Consider the following 22,682-nt stretch of genomic DNA (forward strand, 5'->3'; position numbering starts at 1 on the left):
CCCGCATCATCCATTCGAACGGGTCGGCGTTTCCCTGATCTCCCTCAGGATTTCCGCCATCGCCGACCGCACCGCGAGGACCGCCCGCGTTTCCTCGAGTGCGGCCAACCGCTCCTTTTCGGCCTGCTGCTCCTCCGGCGTCTGCCCCTTGATCATGCCGATCAGGTTGTCGGCTATGGCATCGAGGCCGGCTGCGCCGCGCGCGCCGGAAACGACTGCGGCCGGATCGCCGGACACCGTCTCGCACGCGCCGACCGCCTTGCGGATCGCGCGCACGTCGAGCGTGGCGATTGCCATGATCAGCTCGTTTGCGGACCGCACCTTCAGTGCATCCATCATCGCCGCGATACCGTCATGCGTAATGGCGATGACAGCCTCGCCGCCATCGCTCTCGATGCGGCGTTCGCCGCGCCAGACATTGACCATGGTCAGGCCGCCGGGATTGCAGTGAAGGTATAGTCCCCGTCGACCGAGATGTTCGCCGAGAACGTCATGTTGCCCTCCAGGTCTTGCCCGGTGAACTGGAAGTTGGTGACGATGAAATGGCCGGTGATGTGACAGAAGCCGGGAACCGTCACCCGAAGATAGATCCTCGATGTGTTCGCAGGATTGGCACACTGCTCGGCCAGCCAGCGTCCATCCTCCGCGCTGTTGAAGGTGCCAGAGATATCGCCGGTCAGGTCAACACCGGTCGACTTGCGCTCCGTCACCACCTTGCTGGTCCGGTCCTGGCAATCGGCAAGCCTCTTCAGTTCGCGGATGGCGTGCTGGAAATTGAAGTTCGAACTCTCCGCCCCGCAAAGGAACTGCCAGTCATCGGCGGCCGTCACGGCCGGGAACTCCGGCGGGCCGGAATAATCAGGATGCACGCGGCTGAGCGCCAGCTCCTTCGAATTCTGTGTTGACATCGGTGTCTCCTTCTAGCTAGCGGCCGGGCCGCTCTGGATGAATGCGGAAATGGTCAGAGTGACGACAGCGCCGGGCACCTCCCCGTCATCCAGGGATACCTCCGTGGATGACAGATGCGATGTCCGGCAGGTGCCACCGAAGCTCTCGTCGTTTCGCTGGACCGCCTCGACAATCTCGGCGAGGTCGTCGGCCGCGTCCTGCGGATCGGACGCGCGCACATGCCCAACGACGACAGCCTGGACCTCGCGGCTCAGCGGATTGCCGCGTCCGTCCCGTCGCGAATTTTCGGATGGCGTGTAGACGGAGATGGCCCTGTCGGCCGCCCGGTCGACGGACGCGAGCCGCGCCTCCGCGACATCGTACCCGGCGAGGTCGGGCCACCCCTTCAGGGCAGCGACAACCGCCTTGCGAAAAGCCTTTCTCGGATGTGCCATCAGGGATCCTTCCTTCGCAGCGTTGCACGCGTCATGCCGCGCCCGTCATCGGAAAGATCGTGCATGGTGTAGACCGCGCCGTCAGCGCTATCCTCGATCGTCCATCCATCGGCAGCATCCGGCGCGGCCGATGTCGCGAAAGCTGCCGTCCCGCGCCGGGACATCGCGGATGCGCCGTCGCCTGCGAAAAGATTCTCATCGTCGCGCAATCGCAGGATCGCCTCGACAGAAACCGGGTTGCCGCCTTCCGTGTTCCGAATGATCGCAGTGCGCCCAAGGGCGGAGACAAATGCCTCCGCCGCTGGCGCGAAGATTTCGGGCGCTTTCATTGCGCCACGTCAGGAATTCGGGTTCTGGCCTTGATTGGCCGGGTCGGTCAGCTGGTTGACCTCTGCCTCGAGCTCGGCAATGCGCTTGTCGCGCGCGGCGATCGCCCCGTTCGCGGCCTTCAGCTTTTCCTCCAGACCGGCAATCTCGTTACGGGCTTCGGCCAGTTCTCGCTCGCGCGCAGCCACGGCCTCCTCGCGCAGCGCACGGGCGCCGGCCGGGCTCTTGTCCCACTTGCCGTGCACGGCTTCGATCGCCTCGACCTGGTCCTCCGGCAGGCCGTTCTTTCCACCGATCGGCACCTCGGAACCGGGCGCGTACCGCTTGCCGCCCACATTCAGGGTGACGGCGAACCTGTGCGTCTTTGCCATGATGTTTCCTTTCGCAATGGTTGGCGTGAAATCGGCGCACCGCGCCGGGGGAAACCCGGCGCGGTCAACCGACGCCACGGTGAGGGGACGGGCGTCAGCGCACGGTCGCGAAGAACGAACCGGAGACTTCGGAGGGAACCGGAAGCGGCGCGGACTGCGTGATGATGCTGCGACGCGACGGGTTCTTTTCCTCGACATAGTCGGGATAGCGCGCCATCGGCACGAGAGCGTCCATGTCGAGAATGGCGCCGTAGGCCATGTTCCCGGCGAAGGATGCCGGCGCGATCAGGCCAACGCCGTATTCGGGCCACACTTCAACCTCGTTGCCGGCATCGTCCTCGAACCACTGCGAGTAGGTCCAGAAGTCGAACTGGCCGATGGAGCCGAGATAGGCCATCGGCTGCCCTTCCGCGCCGACCGCGACGGGGCCGAGCTGCATGGACCCGCCGGACTGGCGGCGATTGTCGAGCACCTCGCGGACGTCGGCATCCTCCTGGAAGATCTCCGCTGCGCCGGCGCCCATGACGACCTGCGACACGGCTCCTCCGGACGCCTTCTGCGTCAGCGTCGCCCAGGAACGGATGGTGCGCAGCGGTTTGACTCCTTCCTCGCCCCAGCGGTCCGTTCCGGCCAGCGCGACAGTCTGACCGGCGGGACGCTGGAAGTCGACGATCTGCGTCTCGTAGTCCTCGCCCTCCACGGTGACGGACCCGGTACGCAGGATCTGCGCGCACATCCACTCCTCGCGTCGGGTGATTTCGTCCTCGTGGTCGAGCAGGATCTGGTTGACGATGTCGGCCTCGCGGCTGGCCGGCGTGACACCGCCACCGAAACGCTCGCCATGCGCACGCTTTACCAGGTCGTTCGGGCGGATAGTCGACATCGGCTTCACGTATGCCGGCTTGAAAGTTTCGACCTTGCGGCCCCTGATCGCACGCTCCTTCGCCGGAACGTCGGGCGAGACGAATGGCGCCATCTTCTTGCGCTTCAGCAGCTTGTCGATGGCGATCTCCTCGTCGGGGCTTTCGACGACGTTCGGGAAGAACGTGTCGCGCAGGAACGCCGTCGGGCGATCCATGGCTGCGAGGGCGGCCAGGAGGCCGGTTGTGGTGTAAAGGCTCATTCGAGGCCTCCTATTTCACGGACTTGATGAAGATCGGCGCGTCGGCGTCCTCGAAGGCAGCCTTCACACCGTCGAGGGTGATGCCGGCACCGAGGATCAGCTTGTCCTCATTGAAGGTACCGGCGCGGTAGGCAACCGCGGCGACGTCGGACGCGGTTGCGTCGACATCGACCGCAAGTATCGCCTTCGGCGTTTCGGAGCCGTCGTTCGATGCGCCGAGCGACTGGTTGTATTTGCGCGACGCGGCGATCATGCCGATCACCGTTCCGCGCTTGAGTTCGCCCGCACCGCTGACGATGGTGATGGGCATGGTCTCGACCGGGAAATCGCTGATGATCAGGTCGCCCGGCAGAATGGTCTCGGATGCCATTTCGTTTCTCCTTGTGGCTTACTGCGTGTCGACCGCGCGGCGCCGCGCAAAACGCGACTGGGCGGATGCGAGAAGCGCGCCGTCACCGCCATCGGTCTTCGCGCGCGCCTTGCCCTCGGGACGGACGCCGCCGCGATGGGCGGCCATGCGCGACGCAAGGGAGCCTTCGTTCGCTGCGGCGGACGGCGCGTCTGCCGCAGCAGCAGCCATGGTGGCAACGGCATCCTCGGCACTCATCGCCGTCTCGAATGCCAGCCGGGCGGCGAGCGTCGGAACCCGCGACGCATGCTCGGAGCCGAGGATTGTCGCGGCGCGCATGTTTGCCGCCTCGAAACCTCGCTGATAGTCCGCGCTCGTCTCGTCGCCGTCGCTTTCATCTCCGGCGGCGGGGCCGTCCTCTTCCTCGACCGGCGGCTCGCCCTCGGCGGCCGTGTCCCCGGCTTCGGTTTCCGCGCCCGTTTCCTCTTCCTCGCCCTCGATGGGCTCGTCATCGGGATTTTCGGCGCGCGCCTTCATGCGACCGGCGACAAGGCCGATCGCCCCCGTCAGGGTCTTGCTCATGTGGTTCTCCTTTCGGCCTCTAGCCGTACTGCTCAACAAAGGCCCTGAAGGCCTTCTTCGGGTCGGCGACCGCATCGGCCAGGCCCGCGTCGACCGCGTCCTGCCCTTCATAGACACCCGCCTCGGTCGCCAGGGCGGATTCCTTGGAAATCGATCCGGCGCGATAGCGCGCGACCGTCTCCGCGAACGCGTCGCGCATGCGATCCAGACGGTCCTGCATCTCCTCGCTCCAGCCATCCCTCGGCTCTACCAGCGGATGACCGTCTGCCTTCTTCAGGCCGGAGCGAAACACGGTCACGTCGAAGCCCTGGTCCTCCGCAGCGCGGCGCGCATCGACATGCATGGTGATGACCCCGATCGAACCGACGACACCGAAACGCGGAACGACGATGGACCCGCATGCCGAGGCCAGCAGGTAGGCAGCGGACGCTGCGCATGAGGTCAGGATGGCGATGGTCGGCTTGACCTTGGATAGCTCGAAAATCTCATCGGCAAGCTCGAAACACCCGTCGACCATGCCGCCCGGAGAATCGAACTCGAAGACAACGGCCTTGATGCTGTCGTCATGCGCATCGGCCACCTGGACGGAAAGCCCTTCGTAGCTGGTCTCGCCACTGGAAGCGCCAAGGAACGCCCCCTTGTCGACAAGCGTCCCCTCCACCTCGATCACCGCTACCCCGCCGTCAGTCCTGTGCAGTGTCTCGTGGCGATCATAGTGGTCACGCAGGCGCTCGCGCAGAATACCCGCCTCGACAACAGGCTGCTCCATATCGCCAAGCACATTGACTGCGCCACCGAGCACCCGCGGCGCGAAGGCGTTGGCGATCGTTACCGCCTTGGATGGCTCGATCATCAGCGGAGTGTCGATCCATTTCGAGGCCAGGCGTGCGAAGGGATAGGTCATCCAGGTCTCCTTGCGATCAGCGGAACGCCCGAGCGGGACCGTGCCCTCCGGCGTTTCTGTTCGGCCGCCGACGGCTCCTCTTCGTCAGGTTCCTGCGGCTGGATGCGGGCTTCCGGGCGTCCGGCATCGGGATCCATGCCGAGCGAACGCAGGAACTCGCGCTCGCGCGCCCGCTGCTCGGCTACCGCCTTCCAGTCGAGCCCCTGCTCGGCCGCTTCGCGCTCCAGTGTGGAAACACCGAGAGATATCCGCATCGCGGCAGCCTCGGCTTCCTTCTGTGGATCGATGTAGCCGCGGCCGGTCCCGATCCAGTCGGCCTGCGCCCACGCCTCGGGCGCATCTCGAAACGGCGGGGCGCCGGCAGGAACCTCGACAAGCCCCTTGTCGAAAACCTCTTCCAGCCACGCCCTGTACCAAGGCTGCATGAACTGCGAGGCGACAACAGCCTTCATCGTGTGGAAGCCCTTCCAGACCTCCTGCAGCGCAGCGCGCGCGGAGGAATAATTGACCTCCGACCAGTCCTGCGTCAGCTGCTCGGCCGTGATCCCTGCGACTGCCGCGAGATTGCGAAGACCGAACTTGACGAAGGCTTCGAAACCAGAATTCGGGTGCTGCGGGCGCGTGAGAATTACATCCTCGCCCGGATTGAGAAAGTTGAGTTGCGCGCCGTCGAGGCGGATCGGGTCCTGCGAGTAGACGCTGGCCTGCGCGTCCGCCATGGCCTGCATGGTGTCCGACAACTTCTGTGCCGGGTCCGTGGCGTCCATGGCATCGGCAAGCAGCTCTGCGTCGAATGGCGTCTTGATGAACGCCGCCAGCAGGGCATTCATGCCGGCCGCCCGCAGCTCGAAGTCGTCGTACTGGTGGATCTGCCGCTGCTTGCGCAGGTTCGCCACGAAATCCGACACCGCGCGCGTCATGCCAGCCTCGCCGCGCGTGTAGCAATGGACCACGCGCGGCCTGCCCCACTCCGTCTCCCGCGGGAAATACTCCCACGTCATCGGATTGCGGCCGGCCAGAAACCGGTCGCCGGGATGGGCCTGGCGGAACCAGTATCCGCACGCCGCGCCCAGCGCGTCCAGCGCGACACCGTCGCGCAAGTCCTCCCGGTCCGGCACCATGTTTGGGTTGGAACAACGCTGCGGATGCACGACCTGCATCGCCGTCTGAAACCCGGTCGGAGATTCATCGCGCCAGACGAGAACACCGAAAGATTCCCCGTCGATAATGTAGTGACGCGCCGCGAGGCCGAGCACGGAAGACACGTTACCGGCACGTTCGGCGTCCGCCCAGAACCCCGTCTCGGTCGCGTAATCGAGCCAGAGCGCCTCGATCCGGTCCGACACGGCCTCCGCCTCATCGCGGGAGATACCCAGAACGCGCCAGTTGGGCAGCGCGTTCAGCCGCCAGCCGGAACCGACAATGTTGTTGAGCTTCTTCGTGACAGCCGACGATGTCCAGCCGTCATTGCGCACCAGGTCGTGCACGCGCGCCGCGAGGATCTCCCTCTCGCCGGCGAGAGCCCCCTGCCCGGAGACATAAGGCGCGCTCCAGTCGCGGAGGCTCGGATGATCGATGCCTGCGCCCTGATAGGCCGGATTGAACCGGCCAAGCGCATTGATCCGCGCGCGCGTCCGCGCCATCCGGCGCAGGTCCTGCGGTAGCGGATCGCCGTTGGCGCCATAGATCACGGGTTCTGTCATCGGAAGGACACCCTCCTCGAGCGCGGTCGGGAGATCGACTGCAAGCCAAGCGCGACGCGCAGCTCGCCGATCCAGTTGCGCAGCTTTCCCAAGGATGTCGGCGTGAAGGTCACGCTTTCGCCATCATAGGACAGGCTCTGGACCGCCGCCCCGGTGTTGAGCTTGTGCAGCGCGGTTTCGGCCTCGGCCAGCCGCTGCATCCACATGTCGCGGTTTTCGGTTGTCACCGTGATCGCGGGTAGCGCCATGGATCATCTGCCCCTGCGGTTGCGGCGCGCCCTCGCGATGCGTTCGGCGCGATCCTGTTCAGGCTCTCCGCGCGAGACATCGGCCGGAGCCTGCGGTTTCATGATCAGATCCTCTAGGTCCGGTTCGGACGGCGCGATCCGCGCCAGCGCGTCGCGGCGCGCATCCCATTCATCGTCTCCCCAAAGCGGTATTCCGAGACGATAGGCAGCGGCGCGCGCCTGGTTGGCGTTGTCGAGAACCTCGTTGCGCTTGCCGTGCGGTAGCACCCACCGCCATGTCAGCCGCCCGCGCGACTGAACCGGCTCGCGAACCTCGGACACGAGCTGCTGAAAGAACTCGTCGCCGAGGCCGGCCGGGAGATCGACGTAGCCGGGCTGATCCGGGTCTTCCTTCGCAAGATGCCGATAGAGCCGCATCTTGAACTCGGATGCATTGAAGTTGAAGAAGCGGGACGTGTAGGCTTTCCGCTTCTGGCGGCCCTTGGCGTTCGTTTCCGTCGACACCTGTTTGATGGCCGGCGCGAAAGGGTCGGAGCCGCCGCGCACCATGATCACCCGCGATCGCGGATGCTCGCGCGCCCATTGCCAGACATCGTCGGTCGAATAGTTACCGTCGATGGCGGCCAGGTCGATTTCGCGCCACACGCCGTTCTCGTCACGCCACTTCCGACGCAGCAGCGCCGATAGCGCTGCCCGGACTTCCGGTTCTGAAATGTGGCCCGAGTGCTCCCGCGACGAAAGTCCCTCGCGGCCCGCGCGGTCGTCTATCCGGCCGTGGTCGATGGGTGCGGAATAGGCAAACGGCCCCCAGCCCCACAGCGTCCATTCGACCCATGTCTCCTGCACGTCGATGCCGAGCGTCAGAGCCAGCGCGCGGGCCGGGACGACGCCGCGCTGGCGCGTGTTCTCCTCGGCGCGATCGCGCAGCAGCTCCCAGTCGACCGCGGCCTGGTCCAGAACCAACGGCAAGCCGAGAGAATCGTTGTAGAACGTTTGCTCGATCGAGCGCCTGTCCGCCGCGCTCGCATCCTCGGCTGCGCCGCGCTGCACCTTCGCCCACTCGCGGGCGATCGTCTCCCACCGTTCCAGCGGAGAATAGGCCATCCAGATATGGAACGACCGGTGATATCCCTTTCGTTCCGGATGCTTCGCGAACCAATGCGCACCATTGGCCGGATCGACCATCCACGCCCGGTGGCGTTCCTCGATCTTCTCGCCGCAATGCACGCAGCGGAAATGCGCCCGCTCGGGATGGTCGAGATCGATATGATCCCGCATGTTTTCCCAATCCAGCGCCTGGAAGCCGCCGCAATGAGGACACGGGACGCGGTAGGTTTCCTGACTTCCCGCATCGTAAGCGCGGGAGATCCTGCAACCGGGCGAGATCAGCGGCGTCGATATCTTGAATATCTTCGCGTTCCGATAGGTCTTCGCTCGGCTCTCTGCCTGGCTTTCCGGATCGCCGCCGGCATTGTCCTCCCATTTCGCGACGTCGTCATGCACCTGGCACTTGCAGGACATCTGAGACAAGTTTGCCGCGGAGTTCGCGCCGGCCACCTGTATCGCGCCACGGCCATCCTTCCGTTCCTTGTAGCGAACCGAGTTCGCGGCATCGCGCGACTTGTCCGGGAACAGCGAGCGCAGATGCTCAGATTCCCTGATCATCGGCGTCAGTTTCTGCTTCGACCAACGGTCGCCCATCTCGTCCGTCGGATGGACGTAGAGAAACAGGCAGGGGTCCAGATCGATCGTTCCCAATGCAAAGATGTTCGCCAGCACCGTGCCGCCGACCTGCGCCGACTTCGCGAGCGTCACGAATCGGCACGGGTCCTCCGGCGACAGCGCATGAAGGATCTCGGTGAAGAACGGGAACAGCTTCTCGTTATACTTGCCCGGGAAGTCGGACGTACCCGGGGAGAACTCGATATGTTCCTTGGCCCATGCCAGGTAGTCGACGGGAGGTGGCGGCGTCGTCACCTCGCAAAGACACTCGGCCAGCATGCGGTCGGCGTTGTAGAGCAAGGTCATTGCGATGCCTCGCCGTCGTCGACTTCCTCGCCATCCTCAACGTGTTCGGGCAAGGCTTCCGCCTGCGCCTTGAAGTCGGCTGCGGCGCGCTCGCGCACGGCCCGGAAGCTCTTGACCAGGGCGTGGGATACCTCGGCCTCGGACAGTTCGAACTGCGCCGCCAGGTCTGCAGCCATGTTGCGAATGCCGGCTTCCATCACCCTGAAGGCGGCGGAGGTCGCGCGTGCGATCTGCGCGCGAGCATCGGCCGCCAGGATGTAGCGGCCGGTCTCGAGCGCTTCCTGCCTCCGCATCTTCGCGGTCAGCAGCTTCGCCTGCTCCGCCTTCTCCTGCGCGGCCACCCGAAGCGCTGCCTCGGTCTCTGTCTCGGCCACCCCCGCCGGCCGGCGCTGGAGGTCGCCATCGCAGCCGGCGGGGGGATGTGGCGCAGGGCGGTCCGGCTGCGGCGTTTCATTCACCGCGCGGGACATCGCTCCGTTCGCGCCGAGCGCCTGGGAGGCATCGAGACGTTGGGCGAGGTGCCGATCAGCGATCTCGACAATGATACGCGCCGAGCGCCCTTCGCCCTTCAACGCGCTCGGGCCGATCTTGCCGTCCGCAATGTATTGCGAGATTCGTGCCGGCGTGACGCCGCGGCGCGCGGCGTATTCGCCCTTCGTCATGGTCGTTTCGGTCATTGCGCTCCGTCACGCCGCGACACATCGACCTTGCGGCATCTCCTTTCGAGCCGTCAGGCTGGCCACGCCGCGCGCTCCAAGCAGCGACCGGATTGCCGGTCTGCGAGCCTTGGACGCGCGCCGAATTTAGTCCGGCGGCTGCTTTTAAGGCTTCGATTTTAGGCTTCGGTTTTCCGCATCGACTGGAAACAAACCGGGGCCCGAATTACCCGCTGGTGCCGGCGGGCATGGAAGGACCCGCGCCTCAGCGGTTCGGCTTGCTCAGGATCATCCGTGCCGAGCGCCGCAACTGGTGGGGCAAATGGTTTGCCACCGTCTTGCGCGCGTAGACCTTCCACGGGAAGCGGACCTCGTATGCCGGCCAGTTCTCGGTGAAGATGAACAGCGGCTCGATCGTCCCATCCTTCCTGCGATGCCAGATACCCCGATGCAGGCTGTTTGCAGCAGTTCCCTTGGCAAGCTGCGGTATGAAGATGCGACCGACCCCGCGCGCCTTTCGCCGCCTCATCGTCGTCTCGCTGGCGTTGCCGATACCGTTGATGCCGAGCCGCAGCTGCGCAATGATTTCCGGATAGATGCGGGACGGCACATTGCCGTGCCGGTCCAGCCTGATCCCGCTCGCCGGCATGGCGTACTCGTTGCGGTGCATCACCCCGCGCGCAATCAGGAACTTCTCCCATCGCGTGTGCGGCCTGCGCGTGCCCTTGATGTTCGGCAACAGGTATCGGCCGGCATTCGTTCCCTTGCCGCCGGCCTTGTGCTCGTCCTTGAAGTAGACGCGGCCATACCCCTTGCGCTTGGTCGCCGGTTCGACACGCATCGAGTTGAGCGTCCAGCGTACCGGGTTGTCGAAGTCGCGACGCATCCAGTTCGGACTGTTCTTCTGAACGTCCTTCAGCGTCCAGGTGATCGCCCGCGCCACGGCAAACGGCAGATCCCTTCCGAGATCGCGCGCCAGCTGCGCGTCGAATGCCTGGTGATTGTCGCGGACGGTCAGCATGGCATGAAAAAACCCGCCGCCTCCGCGCCGGGTCCGTATCGCCTTTCTTATTGAGGTCGAGACTATGTCAAGTTTCCCCCGCAATCAAAAACTTTCCGGAGGTGAACCCGAAAGCTTCAGACGCCACGGCTCGGCCGGAGGCAAGTCGCCGGAGAGACGATGCGCCGTCAGCCGCCCGTCCAAAGCCCGGGCCAGATGCTCCAGAGCGCATCGCCAGACGTGATAATCCGCCCGGTCGAGGATGGCGCCGCGCGGATCGGGATTGAGCGCATACTTGCGATAGGCGCCCTTGACCGGCCTGCCCGTGCGCCGGTTCATCCCGTCCACCTCGACGGCGATTTCCTCGCCCGTCAGCCGGTCCCGGCGATACTCCCTGACGAACCAGGCCGGCCTGCCGTTGCGCATCACGGGCGACGCCTTCGGTTCGTCGCACGACCACGACGGCTCCCGGCGAAGCACCGCGGCGCCGATCACGATCGGCGCGGCCTCGCGCGGGCCGCCCTGCTCGCGCCGCCACGCCTCCACGGCATCGCGCGCCAGGGGATGCAACGCGCCTCGCCATTCCGGGAAGGGAAACCACCCCTCCGGCACGTCAAAAGCCGGCAGGCCGCGCACCGCCCCCGCAACCGCCACCGCGTCGGGATGCGGGTCGCCCTCGGCCGAGAAATCCGGCACCACCCCGAACGCGTTGACGGACACGTCCACCAGCGTCCCGAGCTCCGCGAAACGCGACCAGAAGTCCGAAACGGCGCCGGTCGTTCCACCGCCCTCGCGCTGCGCCTTCGGCAGCTCGTCGTTGAAAGCCCATTCCAGCAGCTTCCGCACAGATATCGTCTTCATCCTGCCATCAACCTCCGGGTTTTCAGAAATATTCTTTAAAATCAATGACTTGCGATAGTTTCGAAGGTATGAGAGGGTTTTTGCGAGGGTTTTTTATTAATGATTTCAACAAGTTAAGTGGGTTGAGAGGGTTTTGCCGTTCCATAGGTACATGAGAAGCTTTTTCCCCTCCCCCCTTTTCGCGTGCATATGGGGCCGAAAAACCCTCGAAACCCTCGCAAGTCATTGTTTCCGCTGAATAAAAACCCTCGCAGAAACCCTCGCAGAGCCTCGAAACCCTCGAAATTTCCGGCGTTTCGAGACGGTTTCGAGCCGCCTTCGGGCCGGAAGGGGTGCGGGGCATCCACTCCACACCGGCTGAAGATTTGGGTCCAGCAAAACCGACATCGGCCATGCGTCGCCTTGACAGCACTCGCGCGGCACGGGGATCATTGCGACAAATGGGGGGATTCGCTGCATGGGGACGTTTCTTGCGGCCGTCATCGCCATAGGCCTTGTGTTGTCCGTAGTTGGGGGATCGGGAAAGGGTCGCCGCCGCAAATCGGGCAAAAAACGCAGCGCAACGCCGCGCGAGCCATATGCCGAATTGTACCGCGACGGCAACTGGACCGAGCTCACCGCCGCCGACGTCACGGCCATGCTCAAGCCATGGCGCGAAAGGAAGAACGAGATGGCGCGCATGGCCAGGCGCGCCGCGTCGATCGAGGACGATCTTCGGGATGGCAAGATCGGCAGGCAGGCCGCCTTGGTCGCCCTCGCCCCCATGGTGAAGGCAGCCGAGGATCTCTCCGATGATGCGATGGCGCTCCAGGACGAGCTTCATTTCAACACCGACGCCGGATACGACAAGCTGCAGAGCCTCATCGACGACATCGAGGATGCGTGCATGGATGTGGAAAGCGCGTTCGACGCCGTGGAAAGCGCCACCCCCGAAGACGATGACATCCTCCCCTGAGCCGGTCATCCGGCATAGCCCTCCGGATAGCTCGCCTGCCGGTCCGCAGGGTCGCCCGACGGGCGGTACTTGATGCGGCAGCCGACATATCGCCGCGTCCGGCCGCTGTCGTCGCGCGGGAAATAGTTCGGCATCTTGCGGCCGAAGGCGGTTTCGGAGATCGGCTTGACGCCGTTTTCAGACGCCCATAGCACGTAGGTCGAGTACATGTCGCGCGCCTGGATGCTCTCGTTCTCGTCGGCGGCGATGCAGGCGGAGACGAAACCGGCCAGCGGATCCATTTCCGCCCTGTAACGCGCCGTCTCGGCAAGGCTCTCCTGCGCGATCACAAGCCCCTCGGTCAGGAATATCTTCGCCCCCTCGATCAGCCAGTTGAGAATGCCGGGATATTCCGGCTCGAACTCCGCCAGCACTTCCTCGAAGTCGCGCTGCTGGTCCGTCGGAATCGTCTTCGGCCACTTGACGACAACGAGACGCCGCCACGTGCCGTTGTCCGTCTCGTCGGTGCGCGGATAGCCGTTGCCCGACATGTGCGCCACGAAGATCGGCGTGAAGTCGAAGTATCCCTTGAACAGGTCGCGCACCGGGAAGCGTTCGCCGCCGGTCAACTTCTTGATCAGTTCTATGCGCAGCGGCTCGCCCTGCGGCAGCTCGGCCACGCGCAGCAGCCGCCGGCCGTAAAGACGGGCGAGGTCCGGCGACGGTCCGGAACCCGAGTTCTGCCGTCCGGTGATCGATTCCGCCGGCAGCGTTATCGAGAGGTCGCCGAGCACGCGGCCGATCGTCTCCATGAACACGCTCTTGCCGTTCGCGCCCTTGCCGTAGTGGAAGAACAGCCGCTGCACGGCGAGGCCGAGAAGGCCGAGGCCGCTGGAGACCTGCAGCATGCGCCGCACCTCGGGGTTCGGGGAAAACTCCTCCAGCCATGCCATGAATTTCGGGCATTTCGCCTGCGGGTCGTATTTCACCGGCACCACGGCCGTGATCCTGTCCCCGCGGTCGTGCCCGCGTTTCGCGATCACCCGCACCGTCTTGCCGTCGATCTCGAGCGGTGCGGTCGGGTCCTCCCCGCTGTCCGGGTTCGGCACCTTGCCTTCCCTCACATCGAAGCGGATCGTGTGCGTCAGGCAGGCGAAGCGCAGCGGATCGGCGTTGAAGGAATCTGCGTCCGCCAGGATGTGCGGCGCCAGGCATGTCAGCGCCGCGTTCATCCGGCCGATATTCTTCGAGGTGACGGCGTGGGCGTGGCGGCGCTGGACGCGCTTGGCGAAATTGGCCTGCGCCTTGTGCGCCCGGGAGGCCGTTTGCTTGCAGCTCGTCGGCAGGTCAGAGATGTCGCAATCGACGGGAACGCCGCGCTCCTTCGCCATCGCTTCCCATGCCCCTATCGCCGCGGCCTCGGCCTCGGTCGGCTCCATATACGCCGTCTCGAGCGCGATCGCGCCGCCTAGCTTCTGTGCAATCGCCAGCGCGCGCTGCGGGCCGGAGGGAAAATCCCAGTGCGTTCCCGTCCATGCCGCGTAGGGCGGCTTTTCCGACCCCTCCTGCGCCATCACGATCAGGTCGCGGCCGAAATGCAGTTGCAGGCGCCGCGCATTGTCCGTGTCGGAATGGTCAAGCGTGGCGCAATGCGCGACCACCTCCGGGTCCAGCCCGTCGGCAACGCCGGCAACCGGCTCGCCATCCTCGCCGTCGAGGAAGTGTCCGGCAGCCAGGGCGGCGGCCTGCCGCTCGGCATCGGCGATTATGGAAGCGACCGCCTTCGGAACCGAATTGCCCTTTCCTTTCGTCATGCCGTCTCCAGCCCTTCCCTCATCCCGTCCGACACCCATTCGGAGAAGTCGCCATGGCCCGGCGCTGGCCAGGCGACCGCGACCGTGCGGCCGGGCGCCCCGTGGCGTTTTCGCGCCCGCGCCATGGCCGATGCCGTGAATACCGGCTCGGAATCGGCATCGGCCAGCAGCACAAGCGCTTCCACGTGATCGAGGACCGGCATCGCCTCGGCGCTCCAGTCTGGTTCCGGCCCCGGCACGAAAACGGGCCGCGACCGGCCGAGCGCGTCGGTGCGCCTTTCGGTCGGGTGGCGGAACCGGGATGCCGGGTCCGCCTTTCCGGCGAGATTGCCCAGGTCGCCGGCGGCGGCATAGAAGGTATCCCCGCGAAAGCCCTCGCACAGCGCCACGGCCAGAGTATTCTCAACCCCCTCGCCGACCACCCAGCGCCGCGCGCGTCCGCCATGCCCGGCAAGCGGCAGGATGCCGCCCTTCTTGCGGCCGCGCATCTTCTTGGACGGACGGGGGCAGCCGGCCTCGTCCACGCCAAAGTCCCTGCGGAATTTCGGCGGATTGGAAAGGTCGATCCATGTGCAGTGGCAGCCGATCAACGCCCCGTCGGCCGCCATGAAAGGGATCACCATGGCCGGGAACGCGCCGATGCAGGTTTCCCTGTCGGCCCAGTACGGAAGATCGGCATGGAACTTGATGCGCGTCGGCACGCCCTGCCACAGATCCGCGCCGCGCGCCCTGAGATAGGCTTTCACGGGGTCACCTTCACGTAACGCGGACGCCGCGAACACGATGCGTTGCGCGCGTGCGATCTCGCGCTCGCGGAACGCGTTCTGCTCGCGCTCGCGCGCCGCCGCAGCCCTTTCGGCCTTCTCCCTCGCTTCGGCGACCGCCCGCTCGCGCGCGGCCCGCGCCTCCGGGGTTTCGGGGCTTCCGTCCGGGGGATCGCGCATCAGCACGGCTGCGCAGGCCGACAGGAAACCGTCCCGCGTCCTCACGTCATGACCGAGCATGTGCGCGACAAGCCCGATCCCGTCCTTTCCGCCAACGCCGCATTTGCGACAGTTCCAGGCGTTCTTGCCCGGATGGATGGCGAAGCCGTCGCGCCCGCCGGCCACCGGACACGGTCCGATCCACTCGGCGCCCGCCCTGCGCAGCCCGCCGCGCTGACCGCCCGCGCGATCGAACGCCTCCAGCACCCCGACGGCTCGCGCCTCCTCGATGAATGCATCCGTTGCCGCGCTCATTCGGCGGCCTCCGCCGCATCGCCGTGCGCCACTTGGTACTCGTCAGGATCGAATGTACTCCAAAATTCGATACCCGAGAGTATCTCGCTAGGAAGCTCGCAGTCGCCCTCACCAGTCAGGGGGGCATAGGACCAATACAGTTTTGTTCCGGGAAGCGGTGTGCAGTAGTATTTCAGACGAGGATGGCTGCTATCCTCATGAATGAGGCCCGGCGGCGCATAGACAGTTTCGTCGCCATCTGCCGGAACGAATTCATCGGCGCGAAAACCGTGCTCTGCGACAAGCACCTTGGCAGCCCGCTCGCACATCAATCGCAAATCAAACAGCGTATATTTCTCCAGCCTGTCGGCCTTACTCATTCCGCAGCCTCCGCCCGTCTGTTCCTCGCTGCGTGCTCCAGCTTTGCGACAGCCATGATCGCCGGCTTGAGCTCGTCTGGCGCATTGTCGTAGTCGCGCCCGCACTTGCCGTTCAGCCGCGGCAGAAGCCCTGTCGGCACGCATTCCCAGTTCGACGGATCGGTGTTGGATTTGTCCCCGTCCAGGCACTTGAGAACATGCCCTTCCGGCACGGGGCCGTTCTCGCGTTCCCACAGCCACTTGTGCTTCTGGACCCGGCGCGTCGGTGCGCCGGTGTAGGGGTTCGTCTCGTCGACGATCATCCACACATAGCCGTGCTCGTCGATCGATTCGTGACCCGCACCCCTGTAGTTGTGAGGACGGTGCCCCTTGCGGAACCTGGTGCGCGCAGAGTTTTCGTTCCACGGCATCTTCCGGCCCTTGTTGGCGGGGACATGCCCTTTTCCGAACCGCCCGGTCCGGCCGGTTTTCCAACCCTTGCGCTTGCGCAGGGCATGCAGGGCCTGCCGTGTAATGTCGGTTCGCCCGAAACGCTCTACGAAAGCACGGTGATAATCGCCGATCGGCATCGTCCGGTTCTCGGAGAGCCATGCAAGCTCGACCTCGGAGAACTTCCGCGACCGTCCCGCAAGCCGGCCGGGTGCGCGCCCGACTTTCCACCCCATTCGCTTGCGCAGCCCGTGAAGATTGTCGGCTGTCACGTCCCGCCGCCCGAAACGCTCCACGAAGGCACGGTGATAGTCGGAGATCACCATCATCCGGTTATCTTCCAGCCAGCGCATCTCCTCGCTGCTGTACTCGATGCGCCGCCGTCTCATTGCCGCTTTCCCTCGATCTGCGGGAGATACGGCGTCGGATCCGATCCGTATTCGGAGGCCAGCCTGGCGGCATCGATCTGCAACCGCGCGTTGCGGATGATCTGGTCCGCGACAGCCACGATCGCCTCGCCCCTTCGAGCCTCCCGATCGATGTCCTCGGCCTTCAAGTCCTCGTCGGAAAGCCTTTCGATCTGCGCGAAAAGGTGATTGTTGAGGTCGGATAGCTTGTTCTTCATCTCGGTTCTCCCCTCCCCGCCTCGACCATGCTGCGCACCACCTGCGGCGGCACGGACAGGGCGGCAGCTATGTCGGTTTCGGAAAAGCGACCAGTCTCGGTCAGCGCGAGCGCGGCGATCATCTTTATCGCCGGCCAGTCGGCCTCGTCGCGCCGCAGCGCGATCACCTTGCCGTCAGGCGCGGAGCGGATATCCATGGGCGATCTCCCTTGCCTTGCATTCCTCGATGTCCTCCGGTCCGGCGAAGAACAGCCGCCCGCTGGCGAGCCGGGCGCGCACGATCGCCAGGAGGTCGGCAGACGACCCGGGCATAAAGCCGCGCGCCGTCCACCACTCGTCGGGCGCGATCACGCAGGGGCACCGCCCCCAGCCGCGCAGGTCGCTCGCCTTCGTGATCGCGCGCCAGCCACCCGCGCGCCTGTCCACCCCGTGCATCTCGATCAGTCTGTCGGCCGACACGATGTCCGGCGCGATGAACAGGACGACGGGATCCGGCCTGCCGAAGGATCTCATTGCGCCGCGCTCCGTGCGGCGGCGCGTCCGCCCGCCAGGGCTTCGCCGAGCGCGGACAGCGAAATCCCCGAATATCCGGAATGGCCTTCCGACCCGCGCTTCGGTCGGGCGCCGGATGCAACCAGGGCGTGGCGGAAAATGGCCGCGGGCGGTTGCGGCCAGCGCTTCATTGCGCACCACCCGGCAAGCGCGTCCTGCAGCGCGGCGTAGGAAACCCACCCCTCGCCGGGCGCCAGGCACTCGCGGGCGAATACACGCACCGCCTCGTCGTCCTCGGGTACGATGGCGACGTCGCTCTTGTAGAAGGCGGCAACCTCGGACAGGACCAGGCCACGATAGCCATTCATGTGGCCGCGCCGCTCGCGCGCGACCCGATCGCCGATCATCATGCCGAGAATGCGGCTTTCGGCCGGTTCGTGGCCGTTCGCACGGCACCATGCGCAGTGAAGCGCATGGATGTCGGCACAGGATATCCAGCCCGTGGACTCTGCCGGACGGAAACGCAGGCAGTCGGCGATGAAGGCGCGCAGCAGGCCCGCGCCAGCGCTTTCTCCATTGTCTGCGCGGCGACGATTGTCGGCCGCCCCGGCCGGTCGCCACGGCAGCACCGCCGTCCGCGCGGGCAGGCTGCCCTTCGGCGCGTCGAGCCCGGCCTCTGCAGCCAGCAGCGCAGCCTCCCTGCGCATCGCCCGCGGCATGGCTGCAAGGGTTTCGGGATCCGGGAAGGATCGCCCGTAGGCCTCCACCGCGTCCGGCCCGACCTGCTCCGGCAGGACGCGACCGGCCGGCATGGAGTTGATGCTGTAGAGATCGATCGTCATCGGGATACCTCGCTGGGTTGGGCTTGCGCGGACGCGGAAACGGCCTTCGCCCCGGAAGGCAGGCGGTCCGCGCCGAAAGCGGAGATGTCGGCAACGGCCGGATGTGGCGGCAGTCCGCGCTCCGCTCGCCAGCGCGCGAAACCGGAGAGCCGCTCGGGAGACAGGCCGAATCTCGGATGATGGCGGGTCCAGAAGTCGCGCCAGGCTACCGCCACGGCGCACTCCCGCCCGCGCGGCGCGTGAAAGATGCCGAACGCCTCGTCGCGCGGGCCTATGCTGTCGAAATCCGTCGCGCTCGACACGATGCGCGCAAAGGCGGGAACCGTTCCGCCGAAGACCTCGCGGCGGACGCGCTCGGCGTCGTCCGTCACGATCACGATCCGCGAGCGCGCCGTCATTCGGCAGCCTCCGGCATGCGCTCTTCGACGCCATCGCCATCCGCCGCGTCGAGATAGTCGAACAGCGACGGAACGGACATCTTCTCCTCCATCGCCCGGCAATAGGCCGCACCGTCGAGGAAGTATCCGGGGTTGAGCTCGACGCCGAGCCCCCTCCGCCCCAGCCTTATGGCGCAATAGGGCACCGTCATCAGGCCCCCGAACGGGTCGAACACCGTGTCTCCGGGGTTGGACAGCTGGGTTATGGCGCGCTCGACGATGTCGAACTGCAGGGGACAGAGATGCATCTCCCTGCCCTTCGCGTTCTGCTCGCCGTTGAGGGTGCGCATCCGCGCCACATCGCTCCAGACATCGTCATGCCAGGAATGCGGCGGCAGCAGCATGAAGGTCGGCGGAAGCGCACCGCGCATCTCGAGCGCCTCGCCGATGGCGACGTGGTGCTCGAAATCGTAGATCGCGGACAGGTTGAATTCCTTCCAGATCTTGTAGACCTGGTCAGCCGGCAGCCCGGCGATCTCCTCGGCCTTGAGGTGCCGGTCGCCGGAAGACCGCGCATAGGCGTGGGCATCGATCTGCCAGCGCGCGCGGCTGTATCCGCCCGGGTTTTTCCAGGCTCCTGCCTCGCGGTCCCACTCCTTCTTCGCCTTGACGACGGGAACGTCCGCATAGGACTTGGACCTGTCGGTCTGCGGCTTGCGGAACAGGAGCAGATATTCGGGGACGCCGCACCCCATCTTGGTTGCGTCCTTGCATTGCTCCGTCCATCCGAGGCGGTAGGTCTGGTTGTTTTCCCGCACGACATCCGTCGTGATCGTCTTCATGCCCATGAAGGCGAAGCCGTGCCTGCGGAAGTGATGGATGCAATCGGCATGGAAGGTCGAGAGCGTCTGGAAGCCGAGGCCGTTGATGCCGCCGGGCACGATCCTGTCCTTGACATGGACGCAGGCCCACCGGCCGGGCTGCAGCACGCGCAGGAGCTGCGGCGTCAGGAAGTCCATCTGCCGCCAGAAGTGATCGTCGTCGTCGGTATGACCGAAGTCGTTGTAGGATGGCGTGTATTCGTATTGCGTCGAGAAGGGGATCGAGGTCACGATCAGCCCCACCGAGTTCTCCGCCATGCGGCTCGTCTCGATGACGGTATCGTTATTCACGATCCGGTATTTCTCCCCCTTCACCTCGATCCGTTCCACGCCGATCGACCGCTCAAGGGCCTCGGCCATGGCCTGCTCGTTGAGGCGGTACTTGCGGATGATCTCGCCCATCTTTTCCCTCAGGCGCTTGTCCTGCTCCCACTTGGCGAGGAGATTGCGCAGCACCTCGCGCTCGTTTTCCGAATGGATGATGTCGATCACGACCTCGCGCGGCTGCAGGAACCGCTGGATCCGGTGGATCGCCTGGATGAAGTCGTTGAACTTGAAGCCGATGCCGGTGAACACGGCGCGATGGCAGTGTCGCTGGAAATTGCAGCCGGAACCGAGCATGGAGGGCTTGCCGCCGAGATCGCTGATCCGTCCGTCGGAGAAGCCGGCGATCACGCGCTCGCGCTCTTCCAGGTCCTGCGAGCCGTAGACGGTCGCGATGCCGGGAATGGCCCTTTCGAGCGCAACCCTCTCGGCCTCGAGGTCGTGCCAGAAGATAAAGTGGTCGTCCGGGCTGGCGGCCTTGATCTCGGCTGCCTTGGCTATCCGGGCCGGCAGGCTTGCCCGCTTCTCGCGCGCCGCGTCGACCACACCGACGGCCGCATCCGCGATAAGCTGCATCTGCCCGCTGCGCGTTTCGCGTCCGGAGAGGAGATCGGACCTGACCTCGTGATAGCGTACCGTCAGCGGCGGCAACTCGTAGCCCTCGTCGGAAAATCCGAGGTCGGAGGGCTTCTGGAGGAACACGGCCCAGGATGATACCCAAAGCCAGAACTCCTCCTCCTTGTGCGGGTGCAGCGTCAGCTGGTCCGCCTTCTCGGAGTTGCGGCGGAAGAATCTCGTCTTCGCCTCCCCGACATCCATGATGCCGAGATAGGCCGCATAGGCCAGCAGCTCGATATAGTCGTTCGGGCTTGGCGTCGCGGTCGCCACGAAACGGTATTTCACGCCATCGTTCTTCGTTCCGGCGTGCCTGTCGTCGCCGGCGAACAGCTTCATGAACTCCCGGAAGGTCTTCGTGCCGCCGAACCCCCGCAGGCAGGATGCCTCGTCCAGGGACGTGATGTCGAACAGCCTCGGGTCGAGCTTGCCGTCGCGGACCGTCTCGTAATTCGTGATGTAGAGCCCGGTCTCGTCGGCTTCCTCGATCCTGCGGATGAAGCGGAGGGACGGAACCCGCTCAGGCCGACCGTCCTGCCACGCATGCAATTGCGCGCGCTGCGCGTCCGTGATGTCGGGATGCTCGCCTGTCGCCAGGGTGAGAACGTCGCGCATGAACTCCTGGCGGACGCCGAGCGGCGCAACGATCAGGCCCCGGCCGCCATGCAGGCGGCGCAGGCACTCGACGGCCTCGATCTGCATGAAGGTCTTGCCGAGACCGAACGCCGCGAAGATGGCCCGGCGGCCTCCGCGCACCGCCCATTCGACGATGGCGCGCTGGTGATCCTTGAGCAGCGGGTTGATGTCCGCCGCCGTCACGGCCTCGCCGGCCGGGCGCGCCGAAGCCGCCTTGGCGCGCAGGAATGCATCATATGCGGCAAGGTCCGTCATGCAGTACCCCGCCCCGACGCGCCGCCGCAAAGGGCGTCGACAAGCACCTCGCGCAACTCGTCGGCGGTCGAGCAGGTTGGTTGCCCCGCCCTCCGCCTCGCGGCTACAGCCCGCCTCGCGCACTCATATAGTTCTCCCATGTCTATGGTGTTCAGGACTGCACGAAGACGATCCTCGTCCTCGATGTCGCTCACATAGACAGCGCCGACCCACGCCGAGAGAGGGGTATTCGTCCAGTTTGCGGCGGCGTTGCCAGACGAAGAACTCAGGAGCGAAGACAGGGCAGCAACGAAAGCCCGCCGACGAGCCTCCCCAGCTGTCGCCCACTCCCTCACGAAGTTGACCGCGTATACCTCGCCCGGCTTCTTCTGGTGGCTCGGCTTGTTGTATTCCATCAATCGGCACCCGGCCGAGGCGACCAGGTCACGAGACGCAATCGCCCACTGTTCGCCCGCGACCAGCGCCGCCTTGTAGATCTGCCAGACCGTGACGTTCATCACGTCGCCATTGATCGCCGCGAAGGCCCGCGCCTGAACGACGCGGTCGGCAATAATGACGCGGCAAGGCACCTTCTCGATGCCGCACAATGCGGCCGCATGGGTGCGATGCTGTCCGTCAATGATCGCGTATTTCCCGTCTCCTGCCGGCGCAATGTCGACGGCCGTAAAGAGCGACCAGTGAAACTTCTCCGCGATCGACCTGATCTTGCGCCACGACTTGTCGGTCAGGCTGCGCTGGTAGGAGTCATCGACCACAAGATCCTCGATCCTAACCCACCCGAGCCGCGGCATTTCCCCGCGATCCCGGGAGACGTCCACGGCGTCAGTATCAATGTCCCGCACGACAATGGGCCGAAGCTGCTGCACCATCACGCGGCCTCCCCCTTGCTGCGCGCGACGCCGAGAACGGTGAGCAGGCGGGAAAGCTGGCTTTGCAGCTCGTATGCCTCGGCCTCGATCGCCCGGATCTCCGTCTCGGTCAGAATGCCGTCGGAAGCGGCGGCGACGAGCGCGGCGATCAGCCCGGCATGGTCCTTCGTCAATCCGGCCAGCGCGCCGAGCGGCGAGAACTCGCCATCGCCGTCGCCTTCGGCCGCGACCGGCTCCACCCGCCGCAGGTCGTAGCCCTGTTCGCGCGCCAGGGCGGAGAGGATCACCGGCTCCCCGGCGTCGAGGTCCAGGTCCAGCGCCACGTCGACGGGAACGTGGTTGTCCGGCCAGTCGCCGGAGCCGTATTTCGAGAGCGCGGCCGCGTTGACGCGCGTCGCATCCTGCGCGGTCGCACCACCACCACAACGTCGGATCGCGTGGCGGACCGCAGCCTTCAGCGCGGCGCGCTGATGCTCGTTCGTTGCCCTCACCATGTG

General features: G+C 65.5%; 28 protein-coding genes. 1 reads left to right on the plus strand and 27 read right to left on the minus strand.

Annotated elements, in window-relative coordinates:
• Positions 1 to 6: 6 nt before the first annotated feature.
• The 15 genes from HTY61_RS09770 to HTY61_RS09840 all read right to left on the minus strand — a co-directional run bounded on the left by HTY61_RS09770 (position 7) and on the right by HTY61_RS09840 (position 11,495).
• Complete coding sequence (locus HTY61_RS09770) at positions 7 to 426, minus strand: hypothetical protein (RefSeq protein WP_175276609.1); 420 nt, start codon at positions 424 to 426, stop codon at positions 7 to 9.
• A gap of 2 nt (positions 427 to 428) precedes the next feature.
• Complete coding sequence (locus HTY61_RS09775) at positions 429 to 908, minus strand: phage tail protein (RefSeq protein WP_175276610.1); 480 nt, start codon at positions 906 to 908, stop codon at positions 429 to 431.
• Between the two features lie 12 nt (positions 909 to 920).
• Positions 921 to 1,343: a hypothetical protein gene (locus tag HTY61_RS09780; protein WP_175276611.1), complete on the minus strand. Its 423-nt coding sequence runs from the start codon at positions 1,341 to 1,343 to the stop codon at positions 921 to 923.
• A complete protein-coding gene (locus HTY61_RS09785; RefSeq protein WP_175276612.1) occupies positions 1,343 to 1,672 on the minus strand; it encodes a head-tail joining protein in 330 nt (109 codons plus the stop codon). Before HTY61_RS09785 ends, HTY61_RS09780 begins: the two co-directional genes overlap by 1 nt.
• Before the next feature lie 9 nt (positions 1,673 to 1,681).
• Positions 1,682 to 2,041 (minus strand): kinetochore Spc7 family protein, encoded by a 360-nt coding sequence (locus tag HTY61_RS09790; protein ID WP_175276613.1) that lies wholly within the window; start codon positions 2,039 to 2,041, stop codon positions 1,682 to 1,684.
• Positions 2,042 to 2,135: 94 nt separating this feature from the next.
• Complete coding sequence (locus tag HTY61_RS09795; RefSeq protein ID WP_175276614.1) at positions 2,136 to 3,164, minus strand: major capsid protein; 1,029 nt, start codon at positions 3,162 to 3,164, stop codon at positions 2,136 to 2,138.
• A 10-nt stretch (positions 3,165 to 3,174) separates the two neighbouring features.
• Positions 3,175 to 3,534 (minus strand): head decoration protein, encoded by a 360-nt coding sequence (locus HTY61_RS09800; RefSeq protein ID WP_175276615.1) that lies wholly within the window; start codon positions 3,532 to 3,534, stop codon positions 3,175 to 3,177.
• 18 nt (positions 3,535 to 3,552) lie between these two features.
• Positions 3,553 to 4,095, minus strand: coding sequence for a hypothetical protein (locus HTY61_RS09805; protein ID WP_175276616.1), 543 nt, complete (start codon positions 4,093 to 4,095; stop codon positions 3,553 to 3,555).
• A gap of 19 nt (positions 4,096 to 4,114) precedes the next feature.
• The gene (locus HTY61_RS09810; protein WP_175276617.1) at positions 4,115 to 4,999 is read right to left on the minus strand and encodes a S49 family peptidase; all 885 of its coding nucleotides are present in this window, start codon (positions 4,997 to 4,999) and stop codon (positions 4,115 to 4,117) included.
• Positions 4,996 to 6,702, minus strand: coding sequence for a phage portal protein (locus HTY61_RS09815; RefSeq protein ID WP_175276618.1), 1,707 nt, complete (start codon positions 6,700 to 6,702; stop codon positions 4,996 to 4,998). Before HTY61_RS09815 ends, HTY61_RS09810 begins: the two co-directional genes overlap by 4 nt.
• Positions 6,699 to 6,950 (minus strand): gpW family head-tail joining protein, encoded by a 252-nt coding sequence (gene gpW / locus HTY61_RS09820; protein WP_197945298.1) that lies wholly within the window; start codon positions 6,948 to 6,950, stop codon positions 6,699 to 6,701. The genes HTY61_RS09815 and gpW overlap by 4 nt, the downstream gene beginning before the upstream one ends.
• A 3-nt stretch (positions 6,951 to 6,953) precedes the next feature.
• On the minus strand, positions 6,954 to 8,978 hold the full coding sequence (locus HTY61_RS09825) for a phage terminase large subunit family protein (protein WP_175276619.1): 2,025 nt from the start codon (positions 8,976 to 8,978) through the stop codon (positions 6,954 to 6,956).
• Positions 8,975 to 9,640 (minus strand): hypothetical protein, encoded by a 666-nt coding sequence (locus tag HTY61_RS09830; protein WP_210268605.1) that lies wholly within the window; start codon positions 9,638 to 9,640, stop codon positions 8,975 to 8,977. Before HTY61_RS09830 ends, HTY61_RS09825 begins: the two co-directional genes overlap by 4 nt.
• A 259-nt stretch (positions 9,641 to 9,899) precedes the next feature.
• On the minus strand, positions 9,900 to 10,655 hold the full coding sequence (locus HTY61_RS09835; RefSeq protein ID WP_175276621.1) for a hypothetical protein: 756 nt from the start codon (positions 10,653 to 10,655) through the stop codon (positions 9,900 to 9,902).
• A gap of 84 nt (positions 10,656 to 10,739) precedes the next feature.
• A complete protein-coding gene (locus HTY61_RS09840; protein WP_175276622.1) occupies positions 10,740 to 11,495 on the minus strand; it encodes a hypothetical protein in 756 nt (251 codons plus the stop codon).
• 457 nt (positions 11,496 to 11,952) lie between these two features.
• Here HTY61_RS09840 and HTY61_RS09845 point away from each other — a divergent pair, with 457 nt between their 5' ends.
• A complete protein-coding gene (locus HTY61_RS09845) occupies positions 11,953 to 12,450 on the plus strand; it encodes a hypothetical protein (RefSeq protein ID WP_175276623.1) in 498 nt (165 codons plus the stop codon).
• Positions 12,451 to 12,455: 5 nt separating this feature from the next.
• Here the strand turns inward: HTY61_RS09845 and HTY61_RS09850 are convergent, their stop codons facing one another.
• From HTY61_RS09850 to HTY61_RS09905, 12 genes are read right to left on the minus strand one after another with little or no spacing between them, the layout of a single operon-like run.
• Positions 12,456 to 14,243, minus strand: coding sequence for a DNA primase family protein (locus HTY61_RS09850; RefSeq protein ID WP_175276624.1), 1,788 nt, complete (start codon positions 14,241 to 14,243; stop codon positions 12,456 to 12,458).
• On the minus strand, positions 14,240 to 15,481 hold the full coding sequence (locus HTY61_RS09855; protein WP_246272772.1) for a DUF7146 domain-containing protein: 1,242 nt from the start codon (positions 15,479 to 15,481) through the stop codon (positions 14,240 to 14,242). The genes HTY61_RS09850 and HTY61_RS09855 overlap by 4 nt, the downstream gene beginning before the upstream one ends.
• Positions 15,478 to 15,840, minus strand: coding sequence for a hypothetical protein (locus HTY61_RS09860; protein WP_175276625.1), 363 nt, complete (start codon positions 15,838 to 15,840; stop codon positions 15,478 to 15,480). Before HTY61_RS09860 ends, HTY61_RS09855 begins: the two co-directional genes overlap by 4 nt.
• Positions 15,837 to 16,658, minus strand: coding sequence for an HNH endonuclease signature motif containing protein (locus HTY61_RS09865; protein ID WP_197945299.1), 822 nt, complete (start codon positions 16,656 to 16,658; stop codon positions 15,837 to 15,839). Before HTY61_RS09865 ends, HTY61_RS09860 begins: the two co-directional genes overlap by 4 nt.
• Positions 16,655 to 16,894 (minus strand): hypothetical protein, encoded by a 240-nt coding sequence (locus HTY61_RS09870; RefSeq protein ID WP_175276626.1) that lies wholly within the window; start codon positions 16,892 to 16,894, stop codon positions 16,655 to 16,657. Before HTY61_RS09870 ends, HTY61_RS09865 begins: the two co-directional genes overlap by 4 nt.
• Entirely contained in the window at positions 16,891 to 17,091 is a 201-nt protein-coding gene (locus HTY61_RS09875) for a hypothetical protein (RefSeq protein WP_175276627.1), read from the minus strand. Before HTY61_RS09875 ends, HTY61_RS09870 begins: the two co-directional genes overlap by 4 nt.
• A complete protein-coding gene (locus HTY61_RS09880; protein WP_175276628.1) occupies positions 17,069 to 17,407 on the minus strand; it encodes a hypothetical protein in 339 nt (112 codons plus the stop codon). Before HTY61_RS09880 ends, HTY61_RS09875 begins: the two co-directional genes overlap by 23 nt.
• Entirely contained in the window at positions 17,404 to 18,228 is an 825-nt protein-coding gene (locus tag HTY61_RS09885; RefSeq protein ID WP_175276629.1) for a hypothetical protein, read from the minus strand. The genes HTY61_RS09880 and HTY61_RS09885 overlap by 4 nt, the downstream gene beginning before the upstream one ends.
• Positions 18,225 to 18,626 (minus strand): hypothetical protein, encoded by a 402-nt coding sequence (locus HTY61_RS09890; RefSeq protein ID WP_175276630.1) that lies wholly within the window; start codon positions 18,624 to 18,626, stop codon positions 18,225 to 18,227. Before HTY61_RS09890 ends, HTY61_RS09885 begins: the two co-directional genes overlap by 4 nt.
• The gene (locus tag HTY61_RS09895; RefSeq protein WP_175276631.1) at positions 18,623 to 21,316 is read right to left on the minus strand and encodes a DNA methyltransferase; all 2,694 of its coding nucleotides are present in this window, start codon (positions 21,314 to 21,316) and stop codon (positions 18,623 to 18,625) included. Before HTY61_RS09895 ends, HTY61_RS09890 begins: the two co-directional genes overlap by 4 nt.
• The gene (locus tag HTY61_RS09900) at positions 21,313 to 22,185 is read right to left on the minus strand and encodes a ParB N-terminal domain-containing protein (protein WP_175276632.1); all 873 of its coding nucleotides are present in this window, start codon (positions 22,183 to 22,185) and stop codon (positions 21,313 to 21,315) included. The genes HTY61_RS09895 and HTY61_RS09900 overlap by 4 nt, the downstream gene beginning before the upstream one ends.
• The gene (locus HTY61_RS09905) at positions 22,185 to 22,679 is read right to left on the minus strand and encodes a hypothetical protein (protein ID WP_175276633.1); all 495 of its coding nucleotides are present in this window, start codon (positions 22,677 to 22,679) and stop codon (positions 22,185 to 22,187) included. Before HTY61_RS09905 ends, HTY61_RS09900 begins: the two co-directional genes overlap by 1 nt.
• Positions 22,680 to 22,682: the final 3 nt, after the last annotated feature.

This window comes from Oricola thermophila, from assembly GCF_013358405.1.
GTDB lineage: Bacteria > Pseudomonadota > Alphaproteobacteria > Rhizobiales > Rhizobiaceae > Oricola > Oricola thermophila.

Excerpts from the sequence above, each read along its gene's own strand:
- HTY61_RS09770 (WP_175276609.1), bottom strand. The coding sequence starts at position 426 with ATGGTCAATGTCTGGCGCGGCGAACGCCGCATCGAGAGCGATGGCGGC.
- HTY61_RS09775 (WP_175276610.1), bottom strand. The coding sequence starts at position 908 with ATGTCAACACAGAATTCGAAGGAGCTGGCGCTCAGCCGCGTGCATCCT.
- HTY61_RS09780 (WP_175276611.1), bottom strand. The coding sequence starts at position 1,343 with ATGGCACATCCGAGAAAGGCTTTTCGCAAGGCGGTTGTCGCTGCCCTG.
- HTY61_RS09785 (WP_175276612.1), bottom strand. The coding sequence starts at position 1,672 with ATGAAAGCGCCCGAAATCTTCGCGCCAGCGGCGGAGGCATTTGTCTCC.
- HTY61_RS09790 (WP_175276613.1), bottom strand. The coding sequence starts at position 2,041 with ATGGCAAAGACGCACAGGTTCGCCGTCACCCTGAATGTGGGCGGCAAG.
- HTY61_RS09795 (WP_175276614.1), bottom strand. The coding sequence starts at position 3,164 with ATGAGCCTTTACACCACAACCGGCCTCCTGGCCGCCCTCGCAGCCATG.
- HTY61_RS09800 (WP_175276615.1), bottom strand. The coding sequence starts at position 3,534 with ATGGCATCCGAGACCATTCTGCCGGGCGACCTGATCATCAGCGATTTC.
- HTY61_RS09805 (WP_175276616.1), bottom strand. The coding sequence starts at position 4,095 with ATGAGCAAGACCCTGACGGGGGCGATCGGCCTTGTCGCCGGTCGCATG.
- HTY61_RS09810 (WP_175276617.1), bottom strand. The coding sequence starts at position 4,999 with ATGACCTATCCCTTCGCACGCCTGGCCTCGAAATGGATCGACACTCCG.
- HTY61_RS09815 (WP_175276618.1), bottom strand. The coding sequence starts at position 6,702 with ATGACAGAACCCGTGATCTATGGCGCCAACGGCGATCCGCTACCGCAG.
- gpW (WP_197945298.1), bottom strand. The coding sequence starts at position 6,950 with ATGGCGCTACCCGCGATCACGGTGACAACCGAAAACCGCGACATGTGG.
- HTY61_RS09825 (WP_175276619.1), bottom strand. The coding sequence starts at position 8,978 with ATGACCTTGCTCTACAACGCCGACCGCATGCTGGCCGAGTGTCTTTGC.
- HTY61_RS09830 (WP_210268605.1), bottom strand. The coding sequence starts at position 9,640 with ATGACGAAGGGCGAATACGCCGCGCGCCGCGGCGTCACGCCGGCACGA.
- HTY61_RS09835 (WP_175276621.1), bottom strand. The coding sequence starts at position 10,655 with ATGCTGACCGTCCGCGACAATCACCAGGCATTCGACGCGCAGCTGGCG.
- HTY61_RS09840 (WP_175276622.1), bottom strand. The coding sequence starts at position 11,495 with ATGAAGACGATATCTGTGCGGAAGCTGCTGGAATGGGCTTTCAACGAC.
- HTY61_RS09845 (WP_175276623.1), top strand. The coding sequence starts at position 11,953 with ATGGGGACGTTTCTTGCGGCCGTCATCGCCATAGGCCTTGTGTTGTCC.
- HTY61_RS09850 (WP_175276624.1), bottom strand. The coding sequence starts at position 14,243 with ATGACGAAAGGAAAGGGCAATTCGGTTCCGAAGGCGGTCGCTTCCATA.
- HTY61_RS09855 (WP_246272772.1), bottom strand. The coding sequence starts at position 15,481 with ATGAGCGCGGCAACGGATGCATTCATCGAGGAGGCGCGAGCCGTCGGG.
- HTY61_RS09860 (WP_175276625.1), bottom strand. The coding sequence starts at position 15,840 with ATGAGTAAGGCCGACAGGCTGGAGAAATATACGCTGTTTGATTTGCGA.
- HTY61_RS09865 (WP_197945299.1), bottom strand. The coding sequence starts at position 16,658 with ATGAGACGGCGGCGCATCGAGTACAGCAGCGAGGAGATGCGCTGGCTG.
- HTY61_RS09870 (WP_175276626.1), bottom strand. The coding sequence starts at position 16,894 with ATGAAGAACAAGCTATCCGACCTCAACAATCACCTTTTCGCGCAGATC.
- HTY61_RS09875 (WP_175276627.1), bottom strand. The coding sequence starts at position 17,091 with ATGGATATCCGCTCCGCGCCTGACGGCAAGGTGATCGCGCTGCGGCGC.
- HTY61_RS09880 (WP_175276628.1), bottom strand. The coding sequence starts at position 17,407 with ATGAGATCCTTCGGCAGGCCGGATCCCGTCGTCCTGTTCATCGCGCCG.
- HTY61_RS09885 (WP_175276629.1), bottom strand. The coding sequence starts at position 18,228 with ATGACGATCGATCTCTACAGCATCAACTCCATGCCGGCCGGTCGCGTC.
- HTY61_RS09890 (WP_175276630.1), bottom strand. The coding sequence starts at position 18,626 with ATGACGGCGCGCTCGCGGATCGTGATCGTGACGGACGACGCCGAGCGC.
- HTY61_RS09895 (WP_175276631.1), bottom strand. The coding sequence starts at position 21,316 with ATGACGGACCTTGCCGCATATGATGCATTCCTGCGCGCCAAGGCGGCT.
- HTY61_RS09900 (WP_175276632.1), bottom strand. The coding sequence starts at position 22,185 with ATGGTGCAGCAGCTTCGGCCCATTGTCGTGCGGGACATTGATACTGAC.
- HTY61_RS09905 (WP_175276633.1), bottom strand. The coding sequence starts at position 22,679 with ATGGTGAGGGCAACGAACGAGCATCAGCGCGCCGCGCTGAAGGCTGCG.